This is a genomic window from Geodermatophilus sp. SYSU D00705 (assembly GCF_054050135.1).
In genome coordinates this window covers 1-26,443 of record NZ_JBJGYT010000028.1, presented here as the reverse complement: position 1 = coordinate 26,443, position 26,443 = coordinate 1, and the positions used below count along the sequence as shown (strand labels likewise).

The window sequence follows — 26,443 nt, the reverse complement described above, 5'->3', positions numbered from 1 at the left end:
GTACCCTTCTGCCCGGGCCCTCTCAGTGATCCTGGCGAGGGCGCTTGCGTCGGAACCGGGCCAGCGCCGCCCCGCGGACGACCACCTCGGGGGGCACCACCTCCGGGGCTCGTGAGCCAAGCGGGACCGGCGATCACGGATCGTCCCCGCTGCGGCTCTCCCGCAGTGCCGCACCCTCTGCCTCTGACCACCGGCCCCGGGCCTCCGCCCCCCGCCCGCTCCCCGTCATCGACGACGGCGGCGGACGGCGCGCCGACGACGGGAGTGACATGCCCGAGTTCCCCGCCCCCGCCACCGGCTCTCCCGCTCCCCGCGGGACCGCCGTCCCGTTCTCCGCGGTGCCGCCGGCCGCCGGCCTGTACGACCCGGCCAACGACAAGGACGCCTGTGGCGTGGCCTTCGTCGCCGACGTCCAGGGACGCCGGTCGCGGCGGATCGTGGCCGCCGGCCTCACCGCCCTGCACAACCTCGACCACCGCGGTGCGGCCGGCTCCGAGCCGAACTCCGGGGACGGCGCCGGCATCCTGACGCAGGTGCCCGACGCGCTGCTGCGGGCCGAGGTCGACTTCGACCTGCCGCCGCTGGGCGAGTACGCGGTCGGCGTCGCCTTCCTGCCGGTCGACGAGGCCGAGCGGGCCGCCCGCTACGAGGAGGTCGCCCGCCTCGCCGCCGAGGAGGGCCTGACCGTCCTCGGCTGGCGCGAGCTGCCGGTCGACCCCGACGGCGCCGACGTCGGCCCCACGGCGCGCGCGGTGATGCCGCACTTCGCCCAGCTGTTCGTCGCCGAGACCATGGGCGCCCGCGCGGACACCGCCGCCTTCGGCGGCAACGCGGCCCCCCACGGCGTCACCCGGCTCGAGCGGCGGGCCTTCGTGCTGCGCAAGCGCGCCGAGCGGGCGGCCGCCGAGGCCGGCAGCTCCCTGTACATCGCCTCGCTGTCGTCGCGGACGATCACCTACAAGGGCATGCTGACCACCGACCAGCTGCCGGCGTTCTTCCCCGACCTGCGCGACGAACGCTACGAGTCGGCGATCGCCCTGGTGCACAGCCGGTTCTCCACCAACACCTTCCCGAGCTGGCCGCTGGCCCACCCGTTCCGGCTGATCGCGCACAACGGCGAGATCAACACCATCAAGGGCAACCGGAACCGGATGCGGGCGCGCGAGGCCAAGCTCGAGACCGCGCTGTTCGACGGGCCGGCGGGGCCCGCCTCCGAGCTGGGGCTGGAGCGGATCTTCCCGGTCACCGCCAGCGACTTCAGCGACTCGGCGACCTTCGACGAGGTGCTGGAGCTGCTGCACCTGTCCGGCCGCTCGCTGCCGCACGCGGTGCTCATGATGATCCCGGAGGCGTGGGAGAACCACGACGAGATGGACCCGGCCCGCCGGGCCTTCTACCGGTTCCACTCCTCGATCATGGAGCCCTGGGACGGCCCCGCCGCCGTCGCGTTCACCGACGGCACGCTCATCGGCGCCGTCCTCGACCGCAACGGCCTGCGCCCCGGCCGCTGGTGGCACACCAAGGACGACCTGGTCGTCCTGGCCAGCGAGGTCGGCGTGCTGGAGATCCCCGACTCCGAGGTCGTGGCCAAGGGCCGGCTGCAGCCGGGCCGCATGTTCCTCGTGGACACCGCGGCGCGGAAGATCGTCTCCGACGAGGAGGTCAAGGGCGCGCTCGCCGGCGAGCACCCCTACGAGGACTGGCTGCACGCCGGCCTCGTGCACCTGCCCACGCTGCCCGAGCGCCGCCGCGCCCGGCCCAGCCACGAGTCCGTCGTCCGCCGGCAGCAGCTGTTCGGCTACACCGAGGAGGACCTCCGCGTCCTGCTCACGCCGATGGCGTCGACCGCCGCCGAGCCGATCGGGTCGATGGGCACCGACACGCCGGTCGCGGCGCTGTCGGACCGCTCCCGGCTGCTCTTCGACTACTTCGGGCAGCTGTTCGCCCAGGTGACCAACCCGCCGCTGGACGCCATCCGCGAGGAGCTGGTGACCAGCCTCGGGCGCACCTTCGGCCCGGAGCAGAACCTGCTGCAGGCCACCCCGGCGTCGTGCCGGCAGGTGTTCCTGCCGTTCCCGGTCATCGACAACGACGAGCTGGCCAAGATCCTGCACATCGACGACGACGGCGACCTGCCCGGGTACGCCGCCGTCCGGATCACCGGCCACTTCGACGTCAACGGCGGTGGGCCGGCGCTGGCCGAGGCGATCGAGCAGCTGCGGACCAAGGTCAGCAAGGCGATCGCCGCCGGCGCGCGGATCATCGTGCTCTCCGACCGCGACTGCGACGAGAAGCGCGCCCCGATCCCGTCGCTGCTGATGACCGCCGCGGTCCACCACCACCTCGTGCGGCAGAAGACCCGCATGGAGGTCGGCCTGGTCGTCGAGTCCGGCGACTGCCGCGAGGTGCACCACATCGCGCTGCTGCTCGGCTACGGCGCCGCCGCGGTCAACCCGTACCTGGCGTTCGAGTCGATCGAGGACCTCATCCGCGACGGCGTCCTCACCGGCGTCGAGCCCGCCCAGGCGGTCCGCAACGTGGTGAAGGCGCTGGGCAAGGGCGTCCTCAAGGTCATGAGCAAGATGGGCATCAGCACCGTCGGCTCGTACACGATGGCGCAGATCTTCGAGGCCGTCGGCCTGTCCCAGGAGGTCGTCGACGAGTACTTCACCGGCACCTCCTGCCCGCTGGGCGGTGTCGGCATCGACGTCCTCGCCGAGGAGGTGGCCATGCGCCACCGCCGCGCCTATCCGGAGAACCCGACCGAGCGCGCCCACCGCCGCCTGGAGACCGGTGGCGAGTACCAGTGGCGCCGCGAGGGCGAGGTGCACCTGTTCAACCCCGAGACGGTGTTCCTGCTCCAGCACGCCACCCGGGCGCGCCAGTACGACGTCTTCGAGAAGTACACGAAGACCGTCGACCAGCTCTCCGAGAACGCCGCGACGCTGCGCGGGCTGTTCACCCTCCGGACCGGCGTGCGCCCCGCGGTGCCGCTGGAGGAGGTCGAGCCGGTCAGCGCGATCGTCAAGCGGTTCTCCACCGGCGCGATGAGCTACGGCTCCATCTCGCAGGAGGCGCACGAGACCCTCGCGATCGCGATGAACCGGCTGGGCGGCAAGTCCAACACCGGTGAGGGCGGCGAGGACCCCGACCGCTTCGTGCCCGACCCGAACGGCGACCTGCGCCGCTCGGCGATCAAGCAGGTGGCCAGCGGCCGCTTCGGCGTCACCAGCGAGTACCTGGTCAACGCCGACGACATCCAGATCAAGATGGCGCAGGGCGCCAAGCCCGGCGAGGGCGGCCAGCTGCCCGGCCAGAAGGTCTACCCGTGGGTGGCCCGCACCCGGCACTCCACGCCGGGCGTCGGCTTGATCAGCCCGCCGCCGCACCACGACATCTACTCCATCGAGGACCTCAAGCAGCTGATCCACGACCTGAAGAACGCCAACAACGAGGCGCGGGTCCACGTCAAGCTGGTCTCCGAGGTCGGCGTCGGGACGGTCGCGGCCGGCGTGAGCAAGGCCCACGCCGACGTCGTCCTGATCTCCGGGCACGACGGCGGCACCGGCGCCGCGCCGCTGACCTCGCTCAAGCACGCCGGCTCGCCGTGGGAGCTGGGCCTGGCCGAGACGCAGCAGACGCTGCTGGCCAACGGCCTGCGCGACCGGATCGTCGTGCAGTGCGACGGGCAGATGAAGACCGGCCGGGACGTCGTCATCGCCGCGCTGCTGGGCGCCGAGGAGTACGGCTTCGCCACCGCTCCGCTGGTCGTCTCCGGCTGCGTGATGATGCGCGTCTGCCACCTGGACACCTGCCCGGTCGGCGTCGCCACGCAGAACCCCGAGCTGCGCAAGCGGTTCACCGGGCGCCCGGAGTTCGTGGTCACGTTCTTCGAGTTCCTCGCCGAGCAGGTCCGCCAGTACCTGGCCGAGCTGGGCTTCCGCTCCCTCGACGAGGCGATCGGCCACGCCGAGCTGCTCGACACCCGCAAGGCCGTCGACCACTGGAAGGCCGCCGGGCTGGACCTCACCCCGGTGCTGGCCGTGCCCGAGCTGCCCGAGGGTGCCCCCCGGCACCGCGTGCGGGAGCAGGACCACGGCCTGGACGTCGCCCTGGACCAGACCCTCATCCAGCTGTGCGAGGGGGCGCTGCTCGACGCGCGGCCGGTCAGCCTCGAGCTGCCGGTGCGCAACGTCAACCGCACCGTCGGCACGATGCTCGGCTCGATGGTCACCCGGCGCTTCGGCGGCGAGGGCCTGCCCGACGGCACGATCGACCTGACCTTCACCGGGTCGGCCGGCCAGTCCTTCGGCGCGTTCGTGCCGCGCGGCATCACCATGCGGCTGCTGGGCGACGCCAACGACTACGTCGGCAAGGGCCTGTCCGGCGGTCGGATCGTCGTCCGGCCGGCGCGGGAGGCGACCTTCGCCGCCGAGGACAACGTCATCGCCGGCAACGTCATCGGCTACGGCGCGACCGCGGGGGAGATCTTCCTGCGCGGCCGGGTGGGCGAGCGGTTCTGCGTGCGCAACTCGGGCGCGCTGGCCGTCGTCGAGGGCGTGGGCGACCACGCGCTGGAGTACATGACCGGCGGGCGCGCGGTGATCCTCGGCCCGACCGGCCGCAACATCGCGGCCGGCATGTCCGGTGGCATCGCCTACGTGCTCGACCTGGCCCGCCACCGCGTCAACGGCGAGATGGTGGACGTCGAGCCGCTGGACGGCGAGAACGCGCAGTGGCTGCGCGACGTGCTGGTCCGCTACCACGAGGACACCCAGTCGCCGGTGGCGTCCGCGCTGCTGGCCGACTGGGGCCGCTGGTCGGAGCGCTTCAGCGTGATCATGCCGCGTGACTACCGTCGCGCGGTCGAGGCCCGGCGTGCTGCCGAGGCCGCCGGAACGGATGTGGACAGGGCACTGATGGAGGCCGCACGTGGCTGACTCGACGGGTTTCCTCAAGCACGAGCGGGCGCTGCCGCCGCGGCGTCCGGTCGATGTCCGGATCCTGGACTGGAAGGACGTCTACCTCGCCCGGCAGAACGGTGAGGACGGCGTCTTCCCGGTGGCGGCGGTCCGCCAGCAGGCGGCGCGCTGCATGGACTGCGGCATCCCGTTCTGCCACCACGGCTGCCCGCTGGGCAACCTGATCCCGGAGTGGAACGACCTCGCCCGCCGCGACGACTGGACCGAGGCGATCGAGCGGCTGCACGCGACCAACAACTTCCCGGAGTTCACCGGGAAGCTGTGCCCGGCGCCGTGCGAGGGCGCCTGCGTGCTGAACCTCCAGGAGTCGCCGGTCACGATCAAGCAGATCGAGTGGGAGATCATCGACCAGGCGTTCCAGCGGGATCTCGTCAAGCCGGTGCTCCCGCAGGAGCACACCGGCAAGAAGGTCGCCGTCATCGGCTCGGGCCCCGCGGGCCTGGCCGCCGCCCAGCAGCTGACCCGCGCCGGGCACGAGGTGACCGTGTACGAGCGGGCCGACCGCGTCGGCGGGCTGCTCCGGTACGGCATCCCCGAGTTCAAGATGGAGAAGGCCGTCCTCGACCGGCGGCTGGACCAGATGCGGGCCGAGGGCACCCGGTTCGTCACCGGGGTCGAGGTCGGCGGCAGCGGTGCCGGCGACCTGTCGGCCGAGCAGCTGCGGGCCGAGTACGACGCGGTCGTGCTGGCCGGTGGCGCCACCATCGGCCGCGACCTGCCCGCCCCGGGCCGGGAGCTCTCCGGCATCCACCTGGCCATGGAGTACCTGCCCTTCGGCAACCGGCAGGCCCTCGGCGAGCTGGACGAGCCGCCGATCGACGCGCGTGGCAAGCACGTGGTGATCATCGGTGGCGGCGACACCGGCGCGGACTGCCTGGGCACCGCCCACCGGCAGGGCGCGGCGTCGGTGACGCAGCTGGAGATCATGCCGGCGCCGCCGGACCGCCGCGACCAGGCGGCCAACCCGTGGCCCACCTACCCGATGATCATGCGGGTCTCCAGCGCCCACGAGGAGGGCGGGGAGCGGCTCTACAGCGTCAACACCGAGCGCTTCCTGGGCCACGAGGACGGGCGCGTGCGCGCCCTGCTCCTGCACGAGGTGGAGCGGGTCGACGGCCGGTTCCAGAAGGTCGAGGGCACCGAGCGGGAGATCCCCGCCGACCTGGTGTTCCTCGCCATGGGCTTCACCGGTGCCCAGCGCACCGGCCTGGTCGATGCCCTCGGCGTCGAGGTCGACGGGCGCGGCAACGTCGCGCGCGACGGCGAGTTCATGTCCACCGTCCCCGGGGTCTTCGTCGCCGGTGACATGGGCCGCGGCCAGTCGCTGATCGTGTGGGCCATCGCCGAGGGCCGGGCCGCCGCCGGCGCCGTGGACACCTGGCTGACCGGGGCGTCGATGCTGCCGCGCCCGGTGACCCCCACCGCGGTCGCGCTGCGCTGAACCACCGCCCCGTCCACCGCGACGGGGCTCCCGGCCGGGGCCGGGTCCTGCGTCCCGCAGGGCCCGGCCCCGGCTGTTTCCGCACGCGGATGTGAACGCTCACAGGGGTCCTCCCCGCGAAGCGCGCGCGGGCCGGATAGCGTTTGGGCCATGTCGCGTCGCGCCAAGATCGTCTGCACCCTCGGGCCGGCGACCGGTTCGCTGGAGCAGGTCACCTCCCTCGTCGAGTCCGGGATGGACGTCGCCCGGCTGAACTTCAGTCACGGCGCACACGCCGACCACGAGAAGGCCTACCGCCTGGTCCGCGAGGCCTCGGACCGCACCGGCCACGCCGTCGCCGTCCTCGCCGACCTCCAGGGCCCCAAGATCCGGCTGGGCACCTTCACCGACGGCCCGGTCGTGTGGCCCACCGGCAGCCGGGTCTGCGTCACCGTCGACGACGTCGAGGGCACCGCCGAGCGGGTCTCCACCACCTACAAGGGCCTGGCCTCCGACGCGCGCGTCGGCGACCGGCTGCTGGTCGACGACGGCAAGCTGGCGCTGTCGGTCGTGGGCGTGGACGGCCCCGACGTCTGGTGCCTGGTCGTCGAGGGCGGCGAGGTGTCCAACAACAAGGGCCTGTCGCTGCCCGGCGTCGCGGTGAGCGTGCCCGCGCTGTCGGACAAGGACGAGGAGGACCTCCGCTTCGCCCTGCACCTGGGCGTGGACTTCATCGCCCTGTCGTTCGTGCGCTCGCCCCGCGACGTGGAGCTGGTCCGCGACATCATGCGGCAGGAGGACATCTCCGTCCCCGTCATCGCCAAGCTGGAGAAGCCCGAGGCGGTCGAGAACCTCGAGGCGATCGTCGAGGCCTTCGACGGCGTCATGGTCGCCCGCGGCGACCTCGGCGTGGAGCTGCCGCTGGAGCAGGTGCCGCTGGTGCAGAAGCGCGCCGTGCAGGCCGCCCGCGAGCGGAACAAGCCGGTCATCGTGGCCACCCAGATGCTCGAGTCGATGATCAGCTCCTCGCGGCCCACCCGCGCCGAGGCCTCCGACGTCGCCAACGCCGTCCTCGACGGGGCCGACGCGGTCATGCTGTCGGGGGAGACCTCGGTGGGCCGCTACCCGATCGCCGCGGTGCGCACGATGGAGCGGATCATCGACGCCGTCGAGAGCGCCGACACCGCCGTCCCCGACCTCGTGCGCATCTCCCGGTCCCGCTCCGGGGCCATCGTCCGCGCGGCCAAGGACGTCGGGGAGACCCTCGCGGTCAAGGCGCTGGCCACCTTCACGCAGACCGGCGACACCGCCCGCCGGCTGGCCGCGCTGCACCCGCGGCAGCCGCTGCTGGCCTTCACCGTCGACGCCCGCGTGCGCAGCCAGTTGGCGCTGTCCTGGGGCGTGGAGACCTTCCTCGTGCCCGAGGTGCAGCACACCGACGACATGGTGCGGCAGGTGGACTTCTCCCTGCTGTCCATCGGCCGCCTCAAGGAGGGCGACCGGGTCGTCGTCGTCGCGGGCAGCCCGCCCAACACCGTCGGCTCGACCAACCTCATCCGGGTCCACGAGGTGGGCACCGACTCATGAGCGGCCCGGCGGGGGACGGCGACAGCCAGGCCGCCGCGCTCCTGCACGTGCTCGACCTCGAGGAGCGGGAGCGCGACGTCTTCGTCGGCCAGACGCCGACCACGCGGCTGCAGCGCATCTTCGGCGGGCAGGTCGCGGGGCAGGCGTTGATGGCCGCCGGGCGGACGGTGCCGGCGGGCCGGGACGTGCACTCGCTGCACGCCTACTTCCTGCGGCCCGGTGACCCGCACGAGGAGATCCGCTACACCGTGGACCGCATCCGCGACGGGCGGTCGTTCACCACCCGCCGGGTCATCGGCTGCCAGCGGCGCAAGGGCGAGGACGTCGCCATCTTCGCGCTGACCGCCGACTTCCACGTCGAGGAGCCGGCCGTCGTCGAGCACTCGCTGCCGATGCCCGCCGTCCCCGCTCCGGACGAGCTGCCCTCACTGGCCGACCTCGCCGCCCGCCACGGCAAGGAGGGGTCGGGCGCGATGGAGATCAGCCGGGCGGTGGAGCAGCGGCTGCTCGAGGACCCGTTCGACGGGCAGGCCAAGGAGCCGCCGACACGGGTCTGGATGCGGGTCGCCGGGCGGCTCCCGGCCGTGCCCGCCGTGCACGCGGCCGCGCTGACCTTCGTCAGTGACCTCACGCTGCTCGGGGCCGGCCTGGTGCGGGTCGGTGGCTGGGGTGACCGGTACGCCGGCGCCAGCCTGGACCACGCGGTGTGGTTCCACGCGCCGGTCCGCGCCGACGAGTGGTTCCTGTACGAGACCGACAGCCCGGCCGCGTCCGGAGGGCGGGCGCTGTGCTTCGGCCGCATCTGGGCGGCCGACGGCACGCACGTGGCCACCGTCGCCCAGGAGGGACTGCTGCGCGCCGTCGGCCGCTGAGCCCGGCGGCTCAGGAGCCGGTGCCCCGGGCGCCCGCGGCGTCGGTCTCCGCGGCGACGGCGGCCTCCTCGGCCGGTGCCGTGGCGACGTCGGCCTCGGGCAGCGCGGGGGAGGCGTCGCCGTCCGTCGCCGGCTCCCGGAGGAGCTCCTGCTGCGCCTCCGCCTGCGCCGCCGACTCGTCCTGGGCGGCCGGGGCCTCCAGGACGTCGTCGGCCGGCGTGCCGGCGTCGGCGGCCGCCAGGGTGGCCGCGCGGCGCTCGGCCTCGGCCCGGGCCCGCTCGGCGGCGGACTCGGCGAAGTCGGCGGCCAGCCAGTCGTGCCCCTCGCACAGCAGCGCCCACGCCCGCTCGACGTGGGCCCGGGTCGTGGCGGGCGCGCCGACGGCCACCCGCAGCACCACCTGGCCGCGGACGGTGGTGTGGGTCAGGAAGACCTCGCCGCCGTCGTTGAGCCGCTCCAGGAGGGTCATGGTCGCGACGTCGGCGTCCACCTCCTCGGGCCAGCGGGGACGCAGGCACACCAGCGACAGCGGGTGCCGGGTCGCGACGTCGAAGCGCTCGTCGGCCTCGGCCCAGGCGGCCAGCTCCTGCGCCAACGCCACGCCGGAGCGGATGTGGGCGCGCAGCCCCTCGGCGCCGTACCAGCGCAGGACGAACCAGAGCTTGAGCGCGCGGAAGCGGCGGCCCAGCTCGATCTGCCAGTCGCGGTAGTCGACGACGGTGCCGGCGTCGGTGGCGGCGTTGCGGAGGTACTCCGGCAGGATCGACAGCGCCCCGGTGAGCGCGGCGCGGTCGGCGACCCAGAACAGCGTCGCGTCGAAGCCGGTGAGCAGCCACTTGTGCGCGTCGGTCGTGTAGCTGTCGGCCCACTCGACCCCGGCCTGCAGCTCCCGGAGCTCCGGCGCGACGGCGCTGACGCCCGCGTAGGCGGCGTCGACGTGCAGCCAGACGCCGTGCTCGTGGCAGATCGGGCCCAGCTCCGCGAGGGGGTCGACGGCGGTGGTGGACGTCGTCCCCACGGTGGCGCAGACCAGGACCGGGCGGAAGCCGCGGGCGGTGTCGCGCTCCAGGCGGGCGGCGAGGGCCGCCGGGCGCATCGCCAGATCGCCGTCGACCTCGACGATGCGGACGGCGTCGGTGCCCAGACCCGCGATGCGCACGGCCTTCTCCATCGAGGAGTGGGTCTCCGAGGAGACGTAGACGGTGTACTCCTCGGGCCGCACCCCGTCGCGCACGGTGGCCCCGCCGCTGGCCCGGTGCAGGGCGGCCAGCAGCGCCACCAGGTTGGCGCCCGAGCTGCTGTCCTGGACCACGCCGCCGCCGCTGCCGGTGGAGCGGAAGGACTCGGGCAGGCCGAGCAGCTCGGCGAACCAGTCCATGACGTGCTGCTCGAGCTCGGTCGCCGCGGGGCTGGTCACCCACGACATCCCCTGGACGCCGAGGCCCGAGGAGACGAGGTCGCCGAGGACCGACGGGCCGGAGGTGTTGGCCGGGAAGTAGCCGAGGAAGCCGGGGTGCTGCCAGTGCGTGACGCCGGGCAGCACGACGCGCTCCAGGTCGCCGAGGACCGCCGCGAACGGCTCACCCTGCTCCGGTGGCGAGGCGGGCAGGGACTCGCGGACGTCGCCGGGCGCCACGGGGGAGCGGACCGGGAAGGTGGCGATGCGGGTCCAGTAGTCGGCGATCCAGTCGACGACCTCGTGCCCGTGCTGCCGGAACTGCTCGGGGGTCATGTGCGGCGGCGTCGGCGAGCTCACCGGGTCACCGTAGTGCGCGGCGATCGGCTCGGCCCCAGCGCCGCCGGGGACGGCACCTGGCCGTGGGTGGACCGGTCGCGGGGGGGGGGGGGGGGGGGGGGGGGGGGGCGGGGGGGGGGGGGGGGGGGGGGCCGGGGGGCCCCCCCGGCCGGGACACGGGTGCGCTCAGCGTCCTGCTCTTCCGAACGTGCCCCCGGTGCGACTCGAACGCACACTGCGCGGGTTTTGAATCCGCTCCCTCTGCCGATTGGGGTACGGGGGCGTGCCGGGGACGGGGCCCCGGCTGCCCGAGCAGCCTAGCCGTCCGTCGCCGACCCTCCGGCATCGCTAGGCTCCCGCGCGTGAGCAGCGAGTCGATCCGGGTCCTCATCGCGGAGGACGAGGCGCTCATCCGCCTCGACCTCAAGGAGATGCTCGAGGAGGAGGGGTACACCGTCGTCGCCGAGGTCGGCGACGGGCAGCAGGCAGTCGACCGCGCCACGGAGCTGCGTCCCGACCTCGTCATCCTCGACATCCAGATGCCGGTCCTCGACGGGCTGTCGGCCGCCGAGCAGATCGCCGCCGCCCGGGTGGCGCCGGTCATCGTGCTCACCGCGTTCAGCCAGCGGGAGCTGGTCGAGCGGGCACGGGACGCCGGCGCGATGGCCTACCTGGTGAAGCCGTTCTCCAAGAACGACCTGGTGCCGGCGATCGAGGTCGCCCGGGCGCGGTTCGCCGAGATGTCCGCCCTCGACGGCGAGGTGCGGACGCTGGAGGAGCGGCTGGAGGCCCGCAAGGTCGTCGAGAAGGCCAAGGGCCGGCTGATGGCCGAGCAGGGCATGACGGAGTCGGAGGCGTTCCGCTTCATCCAGCGGACGGCGATGAACGAGCGGACGTCGATGAAGGCCCTGGCGCAGCGCATCCTCGACCCGCAGGAGGCCGAGGCCCCCGCGGAGTGATCCGCGTCTCCGGGTGAGGAGCCCGGCCCGTGCTGTGTGTCGGGCCGGGATCCGGGAGGTCACGACCTCATCACGGTCCGGGCGACCCCCGGTCCGGGCCCGGATCCGGCAGTTACCTTCCCCCCACTGACCAGGCCACCCGGCCAGGGCTGGCCGAGTGCACGACCGACAGCACAGTGGGAGTTGTTTGATGCGCACAGGCATCCTCGCCCGGAGCGCCGCGATCAGCGCGGCGGCCCTGCTCGTCCTGACCGCCTGCGGTGGCGGCGGCGACGACGAGGGCGGCAGCGGTGGCGGGGGCGACGCCGCCAGCGGTGAGAAGCAGGTCAACGTCTACGGGTCCGACGGCAACATGGGCAACGCGCTCGGTGAGCGGCTCTCCGGCGAGGGCGCGCTGGCGGGGATGAAGGGCACGCTTCCCCTCACCGAGCTGTCCGGCGACTTCCGCGACCGGCTGCTCGAGGTCAACCCCGACCTCGTCGACTTCAACTACGCCGGTGAGACCTACGACGCCATCGTCATCACGGCCCTCGCCTCGCAGATGGCCGGGACCACCGACGCCAACGTCTTCAAGGCCTACGTCAACGGCGTCACCGCAGGCGGCGACAAGTGCGAGGACTTCACCTCGTGCCTGGAGATCGTCAACGGCGGCGGCAACCCCGACTACGACGGCCAGTCCGGCCCGCTGAGCTTCACCGACGCCGGCGAGCCGGCCCAGGCGAGCATCGGCATCCAGCAGTTCGGCGACGACAACCGGATCGACGACAGCCAGACGCGGTACGTCATCCCGGGCGACGAGGCGAACGCCACCCAGGACGAGGGTCCGGCCCCGGCGCCGGCCGGCACCACCTCGCCGGAGCCACTGATCATCGGCACCCTGCTGCCGGAGACCGGCAACCTGGCCTTCCTCGGGCCGCCGGAGATCGCCGGCGCGCAGCTGGCGGTCAACGACATCAACGCCGCCGGCGGTGTGCTGGGCCAGCAGGTGCAGCTCATCCAGCGCGACTCGGGTGACACCACCACCGACATCGCGACCCAGTCGGTGGACGCCCTGCTCCAGGCCGGCGCGAACGCGATCATCGGTGCGGCGTCCTCGGGTGTGAGCCTGACCGTCATCGACACGATCACCGGTGCCGGCGTCCTGCAGTTCTCCCCGGCCAACACGTCGGACCAGTTCACGACGTACAACGACAACGGGCTGTACTTCCGCACCGCCCCGCCGGACACCCTGCAGGCCGAGGCGCTGGCCGACCTCATCATCGAGGACGGCAACAACACCGTCGGCATCCTCGCCCTCAACGACCCGTACGGCACCGGGCTGGCGGAGAACGTCGCCAACAACCTGCAGGCCGCCGGCCTCGCCGAGGGCGACATCCAGTCGATCATCTACGACCCGCAGGCTGCGAACTTCGACTCCGAGGTCCAGCAGATGGTCGACTTCAACCCCGACGCCATCGTGGTGATCGGGTTCGACGAGTCCTCCCGGATCATCGAGGGGCTCAACTCCAACGGGATCGGCCCGCAGCGCTGACCCCACCCCGGCAACGTCACTGACGCTCCCGGCGCACCACCTCGCAGTGGCCCGGCACCGCATCGCGGTGCCGGGCCACCGTGCTGTCCGGGGTCAGCGCTGCAGGTGCTGGTCGGGCGGTCGCCAGTCGGAGGGGCGGCCGGTGTGGTTGGAGAACTCGACCGACCACCGCCACCAGCTGTGGTCCTCGGCGTGCTGCCAGGCGGTGAGGACGCCGACCTCGCCGCCGGGCAGCAGCACGGGCAGCCCGTGCATGGCGGCGTCGGGCCACACCTCGCTGCGGGTCACCGCCCCGTCGTCCAGCTCCAGCAGGGTGATGGGGGAGTAGTCGCCGTCCCGCTCGGCGTCGGCGCGGAGGACGACGCGGTCGTCCTCCGCGATGACCTCCACCTGCAGCCGGGCGGGTGCGGCGTGCACCAGCACGCGGGGAAAGCCGCCGGCGGTGGTGGCGCGCGCGAACTCCAGGCCGTTCATCCCGCCGTCGCGGGAGCGCAGGTTCCACGTCCAGTTCATGCCCTGCCCCTACCCACGCCCGGGACGACGACGGCGCCGGTCCCGCGGGGGGACCGGCGCCGTCGAGGGAGCGGGAGGAGGGGCCCCCTTCAGTGGGCCTTGGCCAGGGTGCCCAGGTACAGCTCGACGACCTTGGGGTCGGTCATGAGCGCGTTGCCGGTGTCGGTGTAGGCGTTGCGGCCCTGGTCGAGGACGTAGCCGCGGTCGCAGATCTGCAGGCAGCGCCGGGCGTTCTGCTCCACCATGATGATCGAGACGCCGGTGGCGTTGATCCGGCGGCAGCGGATGAAGACCTCGTCCTGGTAGGCAGGGGAGAGACCGGCCGACGGCTCGTCGAGCAGGAGCACCGACGGGTCCATCATCAGCGCCCGGCCCATGGCGACCATCTGCCGCTCGCCGCCGGAGAGCGCACCGGCCTTGCCCTTGCGCCGCTCGCCGAGCAGCGGGAACAGGTCGATGACGTAGTCGAAGCGCTCCTTGAACGTCTTCGGCCGCAGGTAGACGCCCATCTGCATGTTCTCCTCGATGGTGAGCGAGGGGAACACGTTGTTGTTCTGCGGCACGTAGCCCACGCCGAGGGAGACCAGCCGGTGCGCGGGGGCGGAGGTGATGTCCTCCCCGCGCAGCGTGACCGACCCCGACCGCACCGGGATCAGCCCGAAGAGGGTCTTGAGCAGGGTCGACTTGCCGGCCCCGTTGGGGCCGATGATGCCGACGAGCTCACCCTCCTGCAGGTAGAAGTCGCAGCCGCGCAGGATGTTGACCCCGGGCACGTACCCGGCGACGAGGTCGTCGGCCCGCACGAGGGCGCCCTCGGCGAGGCGCACGTGCTCCTCGCGGGTGGCCGCCTTCTCCGCGGGGGAGAGCTCGGCGGTCGTCGAGGCGGCCTGGTCGGCGCGGGTGAGGTCCTCGCCGGACTCGTCGACCTCGAACAGGGGGTCGCTCATCGGTCGGTCCTCTCCTGGGGCGGGACGTCGGAGCTGAGGACGTCGCCGCCCGCGACGTGCTCCTCACGGGCGATCTCACGCTCGGCCTGGGCGAGGACGCGGTCCTCCTCCTCCACGGTGAGCGGGGCGTCGTGGTGGGCGCCGAGGTAGGCGTCGACGACGGCCTGGTTCTGGCTGATCGACTCCGGCGGCCCCTCGGCGATCACCCGGCCGGCCGCCATGACGACGACCCAGTCGCTGATGTCCCGGACGACGTCCATGTCGTGCTCGACGAAGATGACCGTCATGCCCTCCTCGCGGAGGTCCTTGACGTGGCCGAGCAGGCTCTGCGTCAGCGCCGGGTTCACCCCGGCCATCGGCTCGTCGAGCATGACGACCTTCGGGTCGCTCATCAGCGCCCGGGCCATCTCCAGCAGCTTGCGCTGACCGCCGGAGAGGGTGCCCGCGAAGTCGTCCTTCTTGGCGTCGAGCTTGAAGCGCTGGAGCAACTCCATCGCCTTCTCGGTGTTCGACCGCTCCTGCGACCGCCAGGCGCCCGGCCACAGGGCGCCGAAGAAGCTCTCACCCTTCTGCCCCTGGGCGCCGAGCAGCATGTTCTGCAGGACGGTGAGCCGGGACAGCGCCTTGGTGAGCTGGAAGGTGCGGACGACGCCGAGCCGGGCCACCTTGTGCGGGGCCAGGTCCGACAGCGACCGCCCGTCGAAGGTCCAGTTGCCGGTGTTGGGCTGGTCGAAGCCGGTCAGCAGGTTGAACAGCGTGGTCTTGCCGGCACCGTTGGGCCCGATCAGCCCGGTGATGCCGCCGCGCTGGATCTCCAGGTGGTCGACGGCGACCGCGGTGAGCCCGCCGAACTGACGGGTCACGCCGTCCACGACGACGATCGGGTCGGGCTTGGCGACGCCGACCTGCCAGGGCACGTCGCGCAGGGCGGCCTGGGCCAGCCGGCGCGGCGTGCGGGGGGCACCCGGGCCGACGGACGCCGCGTGCGCCCCGCTGCCGACCGGCTCGGTGGGGGTGGGGTCAGCGGGCATCGAGCATCACCTCTCGTCGGTCACCGAAGATGCCTTGTGGCCGGAAGACCAACAACAGCATGAGCCCGAGGCCGACCAGGACGAAGCGGATCTGCGCGACGTCGGTGGAGGTCAGCAGACCCTCCGGGATGACGCCGTTCTCGATCAGCGCCCGCAGGCCGGCGTCGGCGAACTGGAGGATGAACAGCAGGATCATGCCGCCGACCACCGGCCCCAGCACCCGTGCGGCACCGCCGAGGATGAGGGCGGCGTAGGCGAGGAAGGTGTTGGCGTTCTGGTACTGGTCGGGGATCGCCGAGCCGGTGCCGACGGCGTAGACCATCCCGCCGAGGGCGCCGATGATCCCGCCGAGCACCAGGGCCTGCATCTTGTAGACGTAGACGTTCTTGCCCAGCGCGCGGACGGCGTCCTCGTCCTCACGGATCGACCGGACGACGCGGCCCCACGGGCTGCGCATCAGGGCCCAGATGAGCAGGCAGGACAGGGCCACCAGCAGCCACCCGACGAAGGCCACCCAGAGCTCACCGCCGGACCAGCTGGTGCCGAGGATGCGGTAGCGCGCGTTGGTGGTCCACGGCGCGAGTGCCAGGAAGTCGGCGTTGAACGCCGAGATGCCCCGGGTGCCGTTGGTCAGGGGGGTGGCCGACACGGACCGGAAGAGCAATCGCAACCCCTCCGCCGCGGCGATGGTGACGATCGCCAGGTAGTCCGCGCGCAACCGCAGCGTGGGGAGGCCGAGCAGCAGGGCCAGGACGATCGCGGCCAGCAGCCCGATGGCCACCCCGACCCAGAAGTTCAGCCCCCACTTGGTGACGGAGATCGCGATGCCGAACCCGCCGAGCATCGCGAAGGCGATCTGCCCGAAGTTCAGCAGCCCCGTGTAGCCGAACTGCACGTTGATGCCGACGGCCAGCAGGACGAAGAAGATCGCCTGGAAGCCCAGCGCCGCCTTGAAGGCGACCGCGAGCGCGTCGATGACTTCGTTCATGGGTCAGCCCACCCGGACGCGGCTGCCCAGGATCCCCTGGGGCCGGATGACGAGGATGACGATCAGCAGCAGCAGCCCGCCGACGTACTTGACGTCGTTCGGGATGACGAGGGTCGACATCTGGACGAAGACGCCGACGACGAGGCTGCCGATGAGCGCGCCGTACGCGGTCCCGAGGCCACCGAGGGTGACGCCGGCGAACATGAGCAGCAGCAGGCGGAAACCCATGTCCCACTGCACCTGGTCGGACAGGCCCAGCAGCACGCCGCCGAGGGCGGCGAGCCCGCCACCCATCATCCAGACGACGAGGATGACGCGGTTGACGTCGATGCCGGAGGAGGCGGCGAGGTCCCGGTTGTCCGCGACCGCGCGCATCGCCTTGCCGATCTTCGTGCGCTGGAGCATGAGCGCCACGAGGAGGAGCACGACGACCGAGATGACCACCGACGCGAGGTCGGCCCCGGTCATGCGGAACAGGCCGTAGTCGACGGCCCGGCCGCCACCGACCCCCTGGTAGGCGTTGGAGCGGCCGCCGTACACCAGCTGGATCAGGTAGCGCAGCATCAGGGACAACCCGATCGAGACCACCAGGGCGGCGATCAGGCCGGTGCCGCGGCGACGCAGCGGGCGCCACAGGCCCAGCTCGTTCAGCGCGCCCACGCCCGCCCCCACCACCATGGCGATCAACGCCGCGGGGATCAGCGGCACCCCGCCCTGCACGTTGATGTACCAGGCGACGACCGCGCCGATGGTGACCAGCTCGCCGTGGGCGAAGTTGGTCAGGCCCGTCGTCCCGAAGATCAGGGACAGGCCGACCGCGCACATCGCGATGAGCAGGCCGAACCGGATGCCGTCGACGAGCAGCTGGACGGCGCGGACGGTGCCGCCGCCCCCCTCCCGGCTGCCGTCGTTGAGGCCGATGATCGCCGCCTGCCGGCGACCCTCCTCGACGGTCACCGTGCGGCTGTCCTCGCCCGAGAGCACCACGCCGTCGGGCAGGTCGTCGGCGTCGATCGAGACGACGTACTCGCCGGGGCCGGGGAGGTCGACCTCCCAGCGGCCCTGCTCGTCGGTCTCGACGGCGTCGACCTCCTCGCCGTCGGCGGCGGTGACCGTCACCTCGACGCCCTCGATCGGACCGCTGCGGCTGGTCTGCAGGGTGCCTGCGAGCTGCTCGCCCTCGGCCTGCGCGGTGCCGGGGACGAACAGGGCGAGACCCAGCCCGAAGGCGGCGACGAGCAGGACCCGGACGAGGATGTGGCGGCGGGCACCGGGGTGCGGGCGGGCCGCGGTTCCGGTGGCTCCCGATCGTCGACCGCGTCGTGGGACGCGGCCTGGCGCGTGCGTCACTCGACCTCCTAGGCGTGTGAGTGAGGTGGGGACCGTAACTCAGCGGTGTTTCGGGCTGCGGTCCTCGACGCGACCTGTGACCTTTCCGCGACACGCCGCTCCTGTCACCTCCGCCCCACGGGCGGCGCGCCGTCGTGACGGGGGGACGCCGGGCGGGCACTCTCTGGCCACCGTCCAGGGGAGGGCTCCTGTGCCAGGAACAGGTTCGCGGTCCCGCGTCACGACGCGCACGGCGCGTCCTGACGACCTGCCCGCCGTCCTCGCCCTGGTGCGGCAGCACCGGGCCGAGGCGCACGCCGAGGGCGTGCTGACCGGTCAGACCCCCGGGGCCGCCGCGGCCGCCGGGTTCCGCCGGCTGCTGGCCGATCCCGCGCACCGGGTGGCGCTGGCGGTGCTGCCCGGTCCCAACGCCCCCGACGGCGGGGTGGACGGCGCGCTGGTGGTGGGGCTGGCGATCCTCGGGCTGGACCCGCTGTCGGTGGTCCTCGGTGTCCCGCAGGTGACCGTCGACAACCTCGTGGTGCACCGGGAGCACCGCCGCCGTGGCGCGGGGGCCGCCCTGCTGGGGGCCGCCGTCGCGTACGCGACGGAGTCCGGCGCCGAGCACGTGGTGGCCGCCGTGGGCGGGCACGAGGCGGAGCGGCAGCGGTTCTTCGCGCGGATGGGGTTCGCGCCGCTCACGACCCGGCGGATCGTGCCCCGCGACACCCTCGCCCGCTCGCTGGCCACCTGGCAGCGCGGTGGCGTGACGATCCCGACGCCGCGACGGCCGCCGGTGCGCCGCCGGCCGCTGCCCCGGGTCGTCCCGGTGGCGGGCGCGGCCGAGGGCTGACCCTGGCCCCGGGTCAGGCCCGGGCGTCGGAGAGCATGCAGGTCAGCCGGGCGGTCGCCGTCGGCCGGCCCTGCTCGTCGCTGACCTCGACCCGGAAGGTGGCCAGGGTCCGGCCGCGGCGGACCGGGGTGGCCACGGCGGTCACGGTCCCGCTGGTCGCCGCCCGCAGGTAGCTGACGTTGAGCTCGACCCCCACGCACCGGCGGCCGGGACCGGCGCCGAGCGCCGCGGCCCAGGACCCCACCGTCTCCACCAGTGCGCAGGTGGCGCCGCCGTGCAGCAGCCCCGCCGGCTGCTGGTTGCCCTCGACCGGCATGGTGGCGACCAGGTGGTCGGGGTCGTAGTCGGTGATCTCGATGCCCAGCTTCTCGTCGAGCGGGCTGGTGGAGGCGGCGGGCAGCCAGTCGGGGCGGGCGAGGGTCACCACGGCACGGTATCCAGCGCCCGGACGCCGCCTCGCCGTGGGCCGTCGTGGGCGCGGCGGTGTCGGTGCCCGCACCTAGGATCGGCACCGATGTCCGCTCCGGTCTCCGCCCCCGCGTCCACCGCCGTCCCGACCACCGGCGGGCCGCGCCCCCGGCTGCTGCTGCTCGACGGGCACTCCCTGGCCTACCGCGCCTTCTTCGCGCTGCCGGTGGAGAACTTCTCCACGACCACCGGGCAGCCCACGAACGCCGTCTACGGCTTCACCTCGATGCTGATCAACATCCTGCGCGACGAGCAGCCCTCGCACCTGGCGGTCGCCTTCGACGTCGGTCGCAAGACCTTCCGCAGCGAGATCTACGCCGAGTACAAGGCCAACCGGGCCGAGAGCCCGACGGACTTCCGCGGCCAGGTGAGCCTCATCCAGGAGGTGCTGGGCGCCCTGCGGGTCCCGGTCATCACCGCCGAGGGCTTCGAGGCCGACGACGTCATCGCCACGCTGACCGTGCAGGCCGTCGAGCAGGGCATGGACGTGCTCATCGCCACCGGCGACCGCGACGCGCTGCAGCTGGTCAACGAGCACGTGACCGTGCTCTACCCGCGCAAGGGCGTCTCCGACCTCACCAGGTTCACCCCCGAGGAGGTCGAGACCAAGTACGGCCTGTCGCCGGCCCAGTACCCCGACTTCGCCGCGCTGCGGGGCGACCCCAGCGACAACCTGCCGAGCATCCCGAGCGTCGGCGAGAAGACCGCGGCCAAGTGGGTGCGCGAGTACGGCTCGCTCGACGCGCTCGTCGACCAGGTCGACACCGTCAAGGGCAAGGTGGGCGAGAAGCTGCGCGAGCACCTGGCCTCGGTGCTGCAGAACCGGCGGCTGACCGAGCTCGACCGCGCCGTCCCGCTCGAGCTGGGCCCCGTCGACCTCGCCGTCCGCGCCTGGGACCGCAACGAGGTGCACACCCTCTTCGACAACCTGCAGTTCCGGGTGCTGCGCGACCGCCTGTTCGCCACCCTGACCAGCGCCGAGCCGGAGGTGGAGGGCGGCTTCGACGTCGCCGTCGACGAGGTCCCCGCCGGCGGGCTGGGCGCGTGGCTGGACCAGCACGCGCGCACCGGCCGCACCGGCGTCATCTTCCGCGGGACGTGGGGGCGCGGCGCCGGCGAGCTGTCCGGCATCGCGCTGGCCGCCGCCGACGACAGCGCCACCTTCGTCGACCTCGGTCCCGCCCTGGACGTCGCCGACGAGCAGGCGCTGGCCGCCTGGCTGGCCGACCCGGCGGCCCCGAAGGTCGTCCACGAGGTCAAGGGCCCGCTGCTGGCGATCTGGTCGCGCGGCTGGGAGCTCGAGGGCGTGGTCAGCGACACGGCGCTGGCCGCCTACCTGGCCCTGCCGGGGCAGCGGTCGTTCGACCTCGGCGACCTCGCGGTGCGCTACCTGCGCCGGGAGCTCAAGGACGCCGCGGCGGAGGAGGCCCAGCTCACCCTCGACGGGATGGGCCCGTCGGAGGACGACGTCGCCCGGGAGGCCGCGCACGCCGACGTCCTCAAGGCCGTGGCGGTCAACGACCTCTCCGACGCCCTGGAGTCGGTGCTCGGCCAGCGCGGCGGGGATGCCCTGCTCGGCGCCATCGAGCTGCCGCTGACCCGCGTGCTCGCCGCCATGGAGTACCGCGGCATCGCCGCGGACCTGGAGTTCCTCCAGGAGCTGCAGCGGGAGTTCGCCGAGGGCGTCTCCGCCGCGGCCGCCGAGTGCTACGCCGTCATCGGCCGCGAGGTGAACCTCGGCTCGCCCAAGCAGCTGCAGGCGGTGCTGTTCGACGAGCTCGGCCTGCCCAAGACGAAGAAGATCAAGTCCGGCTACACGACCGACGCCGACGCGCTGACCTGGCTGCTGGCGCAGACCGGCCACCCGTTCCTGGAGCACCTGCTCCGCCACCGCGACGTCACCCGGCTGCGCACCGTCATCGACGGGCTCATCCCGATGGTGGACGACGCCGGGCGCATCCACACCACGTTCGGGCAGACGATCGCCGCCACCGGCCGCCTGTCGTCGACCGACCCGAACCTGCAGAACATCCCGATCCGCACCGCAGAGGGCCGCCGGATCCGACAGGCGTTCGTCGTCGGCTCGGGCTACGAGTCGCTGATGACCGCCGACTACAGCCAGATCGAGATGCGGATCATGGCGCACCTGTCCGGCGACGAGGGGCTGATCGAGGCGTTCACCTCGGGGGAGGACCTGCACTCCTTCGTCGCGTCGCGGGCGTTCAACATCCCGATCGAGGACGTCGACCCCGAGATGCGCCGCCGGATCAAGGCGATGAGCTACGGCCTGGCCTACGGGCTGTCGGCGTACGGCCTCTCGCAGCAGCTGCGCATCTCCACCGAGGAGGCGCGCGAGCAGATGCAGGCCTACTTCGAGCGGTTCGGCGGCATCCGCGACTACCTCGACAGCGTGGTCGAGGAGGCGCGCCTGTCCGGCTACACGGAGACGACGCTGGGCCGGCGCCGCTACCTGCCCGACCTGACCAGCGACAATCGTCAGCGGCGCGAGATGGCCGAGCGGATGGCGCTCAACGCCCCCATCCAGGGCTCGGCGGCCGACGTCATCAAGGTCGCGATGCTGAACGTCGAGAAGGCGATCGCGGCCGAGGGCCTGCGGTCCCGGATGCTGCTGCAGGTCCACGACGAGCTCGTGCTCGAGGTCGCGCCGGGCGAGCGGGAGCCGCTGGAGGCGCTGGTCCGCCGGGAGATGGCCGGCGCCGCCCGGCTGTCGGTGCCCCTGGAGGTCTCCGTCGGCTTCGGCGCCAGCTGGGACGCCGCCGCGCACTGAACGGCCCCGTCCAGAGGCTCGCCGCGAGCGGGCATCCCCGTGACGGTGCTCGACCGCGCGCCCGACGTGGTCATGTCCCCGCGCGCGGCCGTCTACCACTGGGCGGTGCTCAAGGGGCTGGACCGGCTCGGCGTCCACGAGCCGGCCGCCGCGCGGGGCTTCCTCAAGCAGGACTACGAGTACCGGGCGCACCGGACGGGGGAGCGGGTCCGCTTCGGCCTGCAGCCGCTGGAGGGCGTCGTCCCCCGGCCGTACAACCTGCACCTCGGCCAGGGCGCGCTGGTCAGGCTCGTGCTGGCGGAGCTGGCCGCGTAGGACTCGGCCACGGTGCTGTGGCAGCACGACGTCGTCGCGGTCGGCCAGGACGACGCCGGGGTCACCGTCGTCGCCGAGACGCCGGAGGGGCGCCGGTCGCTGCGGGCTCTGGCTGCCCGGCGACCTCCAGCAGGACCGAGCCGGGACGTGGCAGCTCGGCCCCGCCTGAGTGCAGTGGGAGGCGCCGGCCGGGCTCACCGGGCAGCCCCCGGTCGTGTTCGTGCACCGCGGCGGAAGCCGGCGACGGGGAGAGCTGGGCGGTGGTGGCGAGCTGGCTGGCGGAGCGGCCCAGAGGCTGGACCTGAGGTGCAGGGTCAGGGTTTGGTGCAGACCAGGACCAGTGTGCCGGGCACCAGCGCCCCTCGGGCCGGGGACCACTGACCCCACTCCTGCACCCGGCCGGGCGTCCACTCCGGCTCGAGGAGGTCCTCGAGCACCAGGCCGGCGTCCACCACCGCGCGCACCCAGTCGCCGACCGTCCGGTGGTGCTCGACGTAGACCGCGCGGCCGTCGTCGTCGGTCTCCACGTACGGGGTGCGGTCGAAGTAGGAGGAGGTGATCTGCAGGTCGTCGGGGTCGGGGGAGTCGGGGAACGGCCAGCGCATCGGGTGGTTCACCGACGCGACGAACCGCCCGCCCGGCCGCAGCACCCGGGCCATCTCCGCCAGTGCGCCCCCGACGTCGGCGACGAACGGCAGGCCGCCGAATGCGGAGCAGGCCAGGTCCACGCTGGCGCCGGCCAGCGGCAGCGCGCCGACGTCGGCCTGGACCAGCGGGACGGCGATCCCGGAGCGGCGGTTGAGCTCGGCGGCGCGGGCGAGCATGCCGGCCGAGAGGTCGAGCGCGACGACATCGGCCCCCTCGCGGCGCAGCCACCGGGCGCACGGCGCCGACCCGCAGCCGACCTCCAGCACGCGCCGGCCGGCGACGTCCCCCAGGAGGTGTGCCTCGCTCTCCCGCAGGCCCTCGGGGCACCACAGGAAGTCGACGTCACCGAGGTCCTCGCCGTGCTCGGCGAGGTAGGCCGGCGCGGCGGCGTCCCACCACCGGCGGTTGGCGCGCACCGACTCCACCTCGCCGGCCGGGCGCCGGGCCACCCCGCCGGGCGCGGGATAACCGTCGGCGGCCAGGGGCAGGGGCGCAGGGGAGGGCTCCATGACCCGCCGATCGTGACACGCCGGGGAGCGGGCCACCGGGCACTCACCCAGGTGGACCCGGGATGCCGGAGCTACGTACCATGGGTGGTGCGCCAGAGGTCTGTCTGTGCTGTCCCCATCGGGGTTCGGCGCGCGCCGGCTCTCCCTGCTCCCCGCGGCACCGCGCCGCGGGTTCCCTGTCCCTACGCATCCCCCGTCCGGAGCACTCGACCACATGACCTCCACCCAGGTCCGTCCTAACAGCACCCCGCAGGTCGCGATCAACGACATCGGCACTGCCGAGGACTTCCTCGCGGCGATCGACCAGACGATCAAGTACTTCAACGACGGCGACATCGTCGAAGGCGTCATCGTCAAGGTCGACCGCGACGAGGTGCTGCTGGACATCGGCTACAAGACCGAGGGCGTCATCCCCTCGCGCGAACTCTCCATCAAGCACGACGTCGACCCCAACGAGGTCGTCAGCGTCGGCGACGAGGTGGAAGCCCTCGTCCTCCAGAAGGAGGACAAGGAAGGCCGGCTGATCCTGTCCAAGAAGCGCGCGCAGTACGAGCGCGCCTGGGGCACGATCGAGGCCAAGAAGGAAGCCGACGAGGTCGTCACCGGCACCGTCATCGAGGTCGTCAAGGGTGGTCTCATCCTCGACATCGGCCTGCGCGGGTTCCTCCCCGCCTCGCTGGTCGAGATGCGCCGCGTCCGCGACCTGCAGCCCTACGTGGGCCGCGAGCTCGAGGCCAAGATCATCGAGCTCGACAAGAACCGCAACAACGTCGTCCTCTCCCGTCGCCAGTGGCTGGAGCAGACCCAGTCCGAGGTCCGCAGCGAGTTCCTCAACAAGCTCGCCAAGGGCCAGGTCCGCACCGGTGTGGTCTCCTCGATCGTCAACTTCGGTGCGTTCGTGGACCTGGGTGGCGTCGACGGCCTGGTGCACGTCTCCGAGCTGTCCTGGAAGCACATCGACCACCCGTCCGAGGTCGTCGAGGTCGGCCAGGAGGTCACCGTCGAGGTCCTCGACGTCGACCTGGACCGCGAGCGGGTCTCGCTGTCGTTGAAGGCGACGCAGGAGGACCCGTGGCGTCAGTTCGCCCGGACCCACCAGATCGGCCAGGTCGTGCCCGGCAAGGTCACCAAGCTGGTGCCCTTCGGTGCGTTCGTCCGCGTCGACGAGGGCATCGAGGGCCTGGTCCACATCTCCGAGCTGGCCGAGCGCCACGTGGAGATCCCGGAGCAGGTCGTGCAGGTCGGCGACGAGATCCTCGTCAAGGTCATCGACATCGACCTCGACCGTCGTCGCATCTCGCTGTCCCTCAAGCAGGCCAACGAGGGCGTCATCGGCGACGAGGAGCAGTTCGACCCGGCCGCCTACGGCATGGCCGCCTCGTACGACGAGCAGGGCAACTACATCTACCCGGAGGGCTTCGACCCGGAGACCGGGGAGTGGCTCGAGGGCTACGAGCAGGCCCGCGAGACCTGGGAGCGGCAGTACGCCGAGGCCCAGGCCCGCTACGAGGCGCACCGCAAGCAGATCGCGGCGGCCAAGGAGGCCGACGCCGAGGCTGCGGCCGGTGGCAACTACTCCAGCGGCGACGTCGAGGTGGGCGACACCTCCGGCGGCACCCTGGCCAGCGACGAGGCGCTCGCGGCCCTGCGGGCCAAGCTGGCCGGCGGCGAGTGATCTCGGCTCCGCTGAGCTGAACCACTGAGAGAGGGCTGAGGCCCGGGACCCGCGAGGGTCCCGGGCCTCAGTCGTCCCTCCCATCCCCGTGGAGGGACGAGGACGGGCCCCGTGGACGACGTCCGCGGGGCCCGACCCGTCAGGGGAGCTGTCAGAGGCTGAGGATGATCGCGAACGCCGTCCGCGGGCGGCCGCCGGCGTTGGCGAGGAACTGCCAGGTGTGCCGCCCGGCCGGGGCCGTCGCCGAGATCCAGCGCATGAAGGCGTTGCGAGGGCGGACCGCGGCGTTGCGCTCCAACCGCTCACGCACGGCCGGCAGGTCGGTGCACCGCACGCCGGTGGGGCGGTCCAGCCGGTGACGGCCGGCGCCCCGACGGGGAGCTGCGGGGGCCGACGACGGGGCGGCGTGGGCGGGTCGGGACATGATCGGTCTGCCTCTCTCGGCGGGGAAGAGCGCCGACGACACTGTTGTCCACGGGACGCGTGTGACTGGAGCGACGCGCCGGGCAGGACGGACGGGTGTTACCTGTCCGTGACCGTCCCCGGCGTGCTGGCTACTGTCCGTACGTGCTGCGCATGGGACTGACGGGCGGGATCGGGTCGGGGAAGAGCACGGTGGCCGGACTGCTGGCGGCCCGGGGGGCGCGGATCGTCGACGCCGACCGCATCGCGCGGGAGGTCGTCGAACCGGGGACGCCGGGCCTGGCCGCGGTCGTCGAGGCCTTCGGCTCCGGGGTGCTCACCGCCGAGGGGGCCCTCGACCGCCCGGCGCTGGCGGCGATCGTCTTCGCCGACCCCGCGGCGCGGGCGCGGCTGGACGGCATCGTGCACCCGCTGGTGCGCGCCCGGGCCGCCGAGCTGGTCGCCGCGGCCCCTCCGGACGCCGTCGTGGTCCAGGACGTGCCCCTGCTGGTGGAGACCGGGCAGGCGGGCGTCTACGACCTCGTGCTGGTCGTGGAGGCCGACCTGGAGACACGGGTCCGGCGGCTGGTCGAGCGCGGCCTGACCGCCGAGGACGCGCGCGCCCGGATCGCCGCGCAGGCCACCGACGAACAGCGCCGGGCGGTGGCCGACGTCGTCCTGGACAACAGCGGTACCCGGGAGGAGCTCGAGGCGCAGGTCGAGCGGTTCTGGGCCGACCGTGTGGTGCCGGCCCGGGGCTGAGTCCGCGCCCGCCCGGTGTGCGCGGATCCGCCCGCGGCACCTGTTCCGGCACGGGCTCGTTCTCTTCCCACCAACAATGGGTGAGCAAGAGCAACCCCAGGACGGGTACCTGGCCAACCCCGTGCGCCC

20 protein-coding genes and 1 tRNA gene are annotated in these 26,443 nt (G+C 73.0%); 11 read left to right on the top strand and 10 right to left on the bottom strand.

Features of this window, described 5'->3' with window-relative positions; translation table 11 throughout:
- The first annotated feature begins 269 nt into the window (after window positions 1-269).
- The 4 genes from gltB to ACI78Q_RS18410 all read left to right on the top strand — a co-directional run bounded on the left by gltB (window position 270) and on the right by ACI78Q_RS18410 (window position 8,861).
- Entirely contained in the window at window positions 270-4,940 is a 4,671-nt protein-coding gene (gene gltB / locus ACI78Q_RS18425; RefSeq protein WP_456924885.1) for a glutamate synthase large subunit, read from the top strand.
- Window positions 4,933-6,423 carry a glutamate synthase subunit beta gene (locus ACI78Q_RS18420; RefSeq protein WP_456924884.1) on the top strand — a complete coding sequence of 497 codons (1,491 nt, stop codon included), beginning with the start codon at window positions 4,933-4,935 and terminating at the stop codon, window positions 6,421-6,423. Before gltB ends, ACI78Q_RS18420 begins: the two co-directional genes overlap by 8 nt.
- Window positions 6,424-6,573: 150 nt before the next feature.
- On the top strand, window positions 6,574-7,989 hold the full coding sequence (pyk, locus tag ACI78Q_RS18415; RefSeq protein ID WP_456924883.1) for a pyruvate kinase: 1,416 nt from the start codon (window positions 6,574-6,576) through the stop codon (window positions 7,987-7,989).
- Window positions 7,986-8,861, top strand: coding sequence for an acyl-CoA thioesterase (locus ACI78Q_RS18410; RefSeq protein WP_456924882.1), 876 nt, complete (start codon window positions 7,986-7,988; stop codon window positions 8,859-8,861). The genes pyk and ACI78Q_RS18410 overlap by 4 nt, the downstream gene beginning before the upstream one ends.
- Before the next feature lie 10 nt (window positions 8,862-8,871).
- On the opposite strand, the gene ACI78Q_RS18405 is transcribed toward ACI78Q_RS18410, so the two are convergent.
- Window positions 8,872-10,617: an aminotransferase class V-fold PLP-dependent enzyme gene (locus ACI78Q_RS18405; RefSeq protein WP_456924881.1), complete on the bottom strand. Its 1,746-nt coding sequence runs from the start codon at window positions 10,615-10,617 to the stop codon at window positions 8,872-8,874.
- A gap of 188 nt (window positions 10,618-10,805) precedes the next feature.
- Window positions 10,806-10,879, bottom strand: a tRNA-Leu gene (locus ACI78Q_RS18400).
- Window positions 10,880-10,958: 79 nt separating this feature from the next.
- Between ACI78Q_RS18400 and ACI78Q_RS18395 the strand changes: the two genes are divergently transcribed.
- The gene (locus ACI78Q_RS18395; RefSeq protein WP_456924880.1) at window positions 10,959-11,555 is read left to right on the top strand and encodes an ANTAR domain-containing response regulator; all 597 of its coding nucleotides are present in this window, start codon (window positions 10,959-10,961) and stop codon (window positions 11,553-11,555) included.
- Between the two features lie 190 nt (window positions 11,556-11,745).
- On the top strand, window positions 11,746-13,086 hold the full coding sequence (locus ACI78Q_RS18390) for an ABC transporter substrate-binding protein (RefSeq protein ID WP_456924879.1): 1,341 nt from the start codon (window positions 11,746-11,748) through the stop codon (window positions 13,084-13,086).
- 93 nt (window positions 13,087-13,179) lie between these two features.
- Here the strand turns inward: ACI78Q_RS18390 and ACI78Q_RS18385 are convergent, their stop codons facing one another.
- The 5 genes from ACI78Q_RS18385 to ACI78Q_RS18365 all read right to left on the bottom strand — a co-directional run bounded on the left by ACI78Q_RS18385 (window position 13,180) and on the right by ACI78Q_RS18365 (window position 17,915).
- On the bottom strand, window positions 13,180-13,599 hold the full coding sequence (locus ACI78Q_RS18385; RefSeq protein WP_456924878.1) for a DUF7712 family protein: 420 nt from the start codon (window positions 13,597-13,599) through the stop codon (window positions 13,180-13,182).
- Between the two features lie 89 nt (window positions 13,600-13,688).
- Entirely contained in the window at window positions 13,689-14,546 is an 858-nt protein-coding gene (locus tag ACI78Q_RS18380; protein ID WP_456924877.1) for an ABC transporter ATP-binding protein, read from the bottom strand.
- Window positions 14,543-15,577 carry an ABC transporter ATP-binding protein gene (locus tag ACI78Q_RS18375; RefSeq protein WP_456924876.1) on the bottom strand — a complete coding sequence of 345 codons (1,035 nt, stop codon included), beginning with the start codon at window positions 15,575-15,577 and terminating at the stop codon, window positions 14,543-14,545. Before ACI78Q_RS18375 ends, ACI78Q_RS18380 begins: the two co-directional genes overlap by 4 nt.
- A complete protein-coding gene (locus tag ACI78Q_RS18370) occupies window positions 15,567-16,565 on the bottom strand; it encodes a branched-chain amino acid ABC transporter permease (RefSeq protein ID WP_456924875.1) in 999 nt (332 codons plus the stop codon). The genes ACI78Q_RS18375 and ACI78Q_RS18370 overlap by 11 nt, the downstream gene beginning before the upstream one ends.
- Before the next feature lie 3 nt (window positions 16,566-16,568).
- Window positions 16,569-17,915, bottom strand: coding sequence for an ABC transporter permease subunit (locus ACI78Q_RS18365; RefSeq protein WP_456924874.1), 1,347 nt, complete (start codon window positions 17,913-17,915; stop codon window positions 16,569-16,571).
- A 190-nt stretch (window positions 17,916-18,105) separates the two neighbouring features.
- On the opposite strand from ACI78Q_RS18365, the gene ACI78Q_RS18360 reads away from it, so the two are divergent.
- Window positions 18,106-18,747 carry a GNAT family N-acetyltransferase gene (locus tag ACI78Q_RS18360; RefSeq protein WP_456924873.1) on the top strand — a complete coding sequence of 214 codons (642 nt, stop codon included), beginning with the start codon at window positions 18,106-18,108 and terminating at the stop codon, window positions 18,745-18,747.
- A 13-nt stretch (window positions 18,748-18,760) separates the two neighbouring features.
- On the opposite strand, the gene ACI78Q_RS18355 is transcribed toward ACI78Q_RS18360, so the two are convergent.
- Complete coding sequence (locus tag ACI78Q_RS18355) at window positions 18,761-19,171, bottom strand: PaaI family thioesterase (protein WP_456924872.1); 411 nt, start codon at window positions 19,169-19,171, stop codon at window positions 18,761-18,763.
- A 90-nt stretch (window positions 19,172-19,261) separates the two neighbouring features.
- On the opposite strand from ACI78Q_RS18355, the gene polA reads away from it, so the two are divergent.
- Together polA and ACI78Q_RS18345 are read left to right on the top strand one after the other, a co-directional pair.
- A complete protein-coding gene (gene polA / locus ACI78Q_RS18350) occupies window positions 19,262-22,003 on the top strand; it encodes a DNA polymerase I (RefSeq protein WP_456924871.1) in 2,742 nt (913 codons plus the stop codon).
- Window positions 22,004-22,042: 39 nt separating this feature from the next.
- Complete coding sequence (locus ACI78Q_RS18345) at window positions 22,043-22,318, top strand: hypothetical protein (protein WP_456924870.1); 276 nt, start codon at window positions 22,043-22,045, stop codon at window positions 22,316-22,318.
- 314 nt (window positions 22,319-22,632) lie between these two features.
- On the opposite strand, the gene ACI78Q_RS18340 is transcribed toward ACI78Q_RS18345, so the two are convergent.
- On the bottom strand, window positions 22,633-23,475 hold the full coding sequence (locus tag ACI78Q_RS18340; RefSeq protein WP_456924869.1) for a class I SAM-dependent methyltransferase: 843 nt from the start codon (window positions 23,473-23,475) through the stop codon (window positions 22,633-22,635).
- Window positions 23,476-23,689: 214 nt separating this feature from the next.
- Here ACI78Q_RS18340 and rpsA point away from each other — a divergent pair, with 214 nt between their 5' ends.
- Window positions 23,690-25,150 carry a 30S ribosomal protein S1 gene (gene rpsA, locus ACI78Q_RS18335; RefSeq protein ID WP_456924868.1) on the top strand — a complete coding sequence of 487 codons (1,461 nt, stop codon included), beginning with the start codon at window positions 23,690-23,692 and terminating at the stop codon, window positions 25,148-25,150.
- Between the two features lie 151 nt (window positions 25,151-25,301).
- Here the strand turns inward: rpsA and ACI78Q_RS18330 are convergent, their stop codons facing one another.
- Complete coding sequence (locus ACI78Q_RS18330) at window positions 25,302-25,460, bottom strand: hypothetical protein (RefSeq protein WP_456924867.1); 159 nt, start codon at window positions 25,458-25,460, stop codon at window positions 25,302-25,304.
- Window positions 25,461-25,726: 266 nt separating this feature from the next.
- On the opposite strand from ACI78Q_RS18330, the gene coaE reads away from it, so the two are divergent.
- Window positions 25,727-26,314, top strand: a complete 588-nt coding sequence (coaE, locus tag ACI78Q_RS18325) for a dephospho-CoA kinase (protein WP_456924916.1) — start codon at window positions 25,727-25,729, stop codon at window positions 26,312-26,314.
- The last annotated feature ends 129 nt before the right edge of the window (window positions 26,315-26,443 follow it).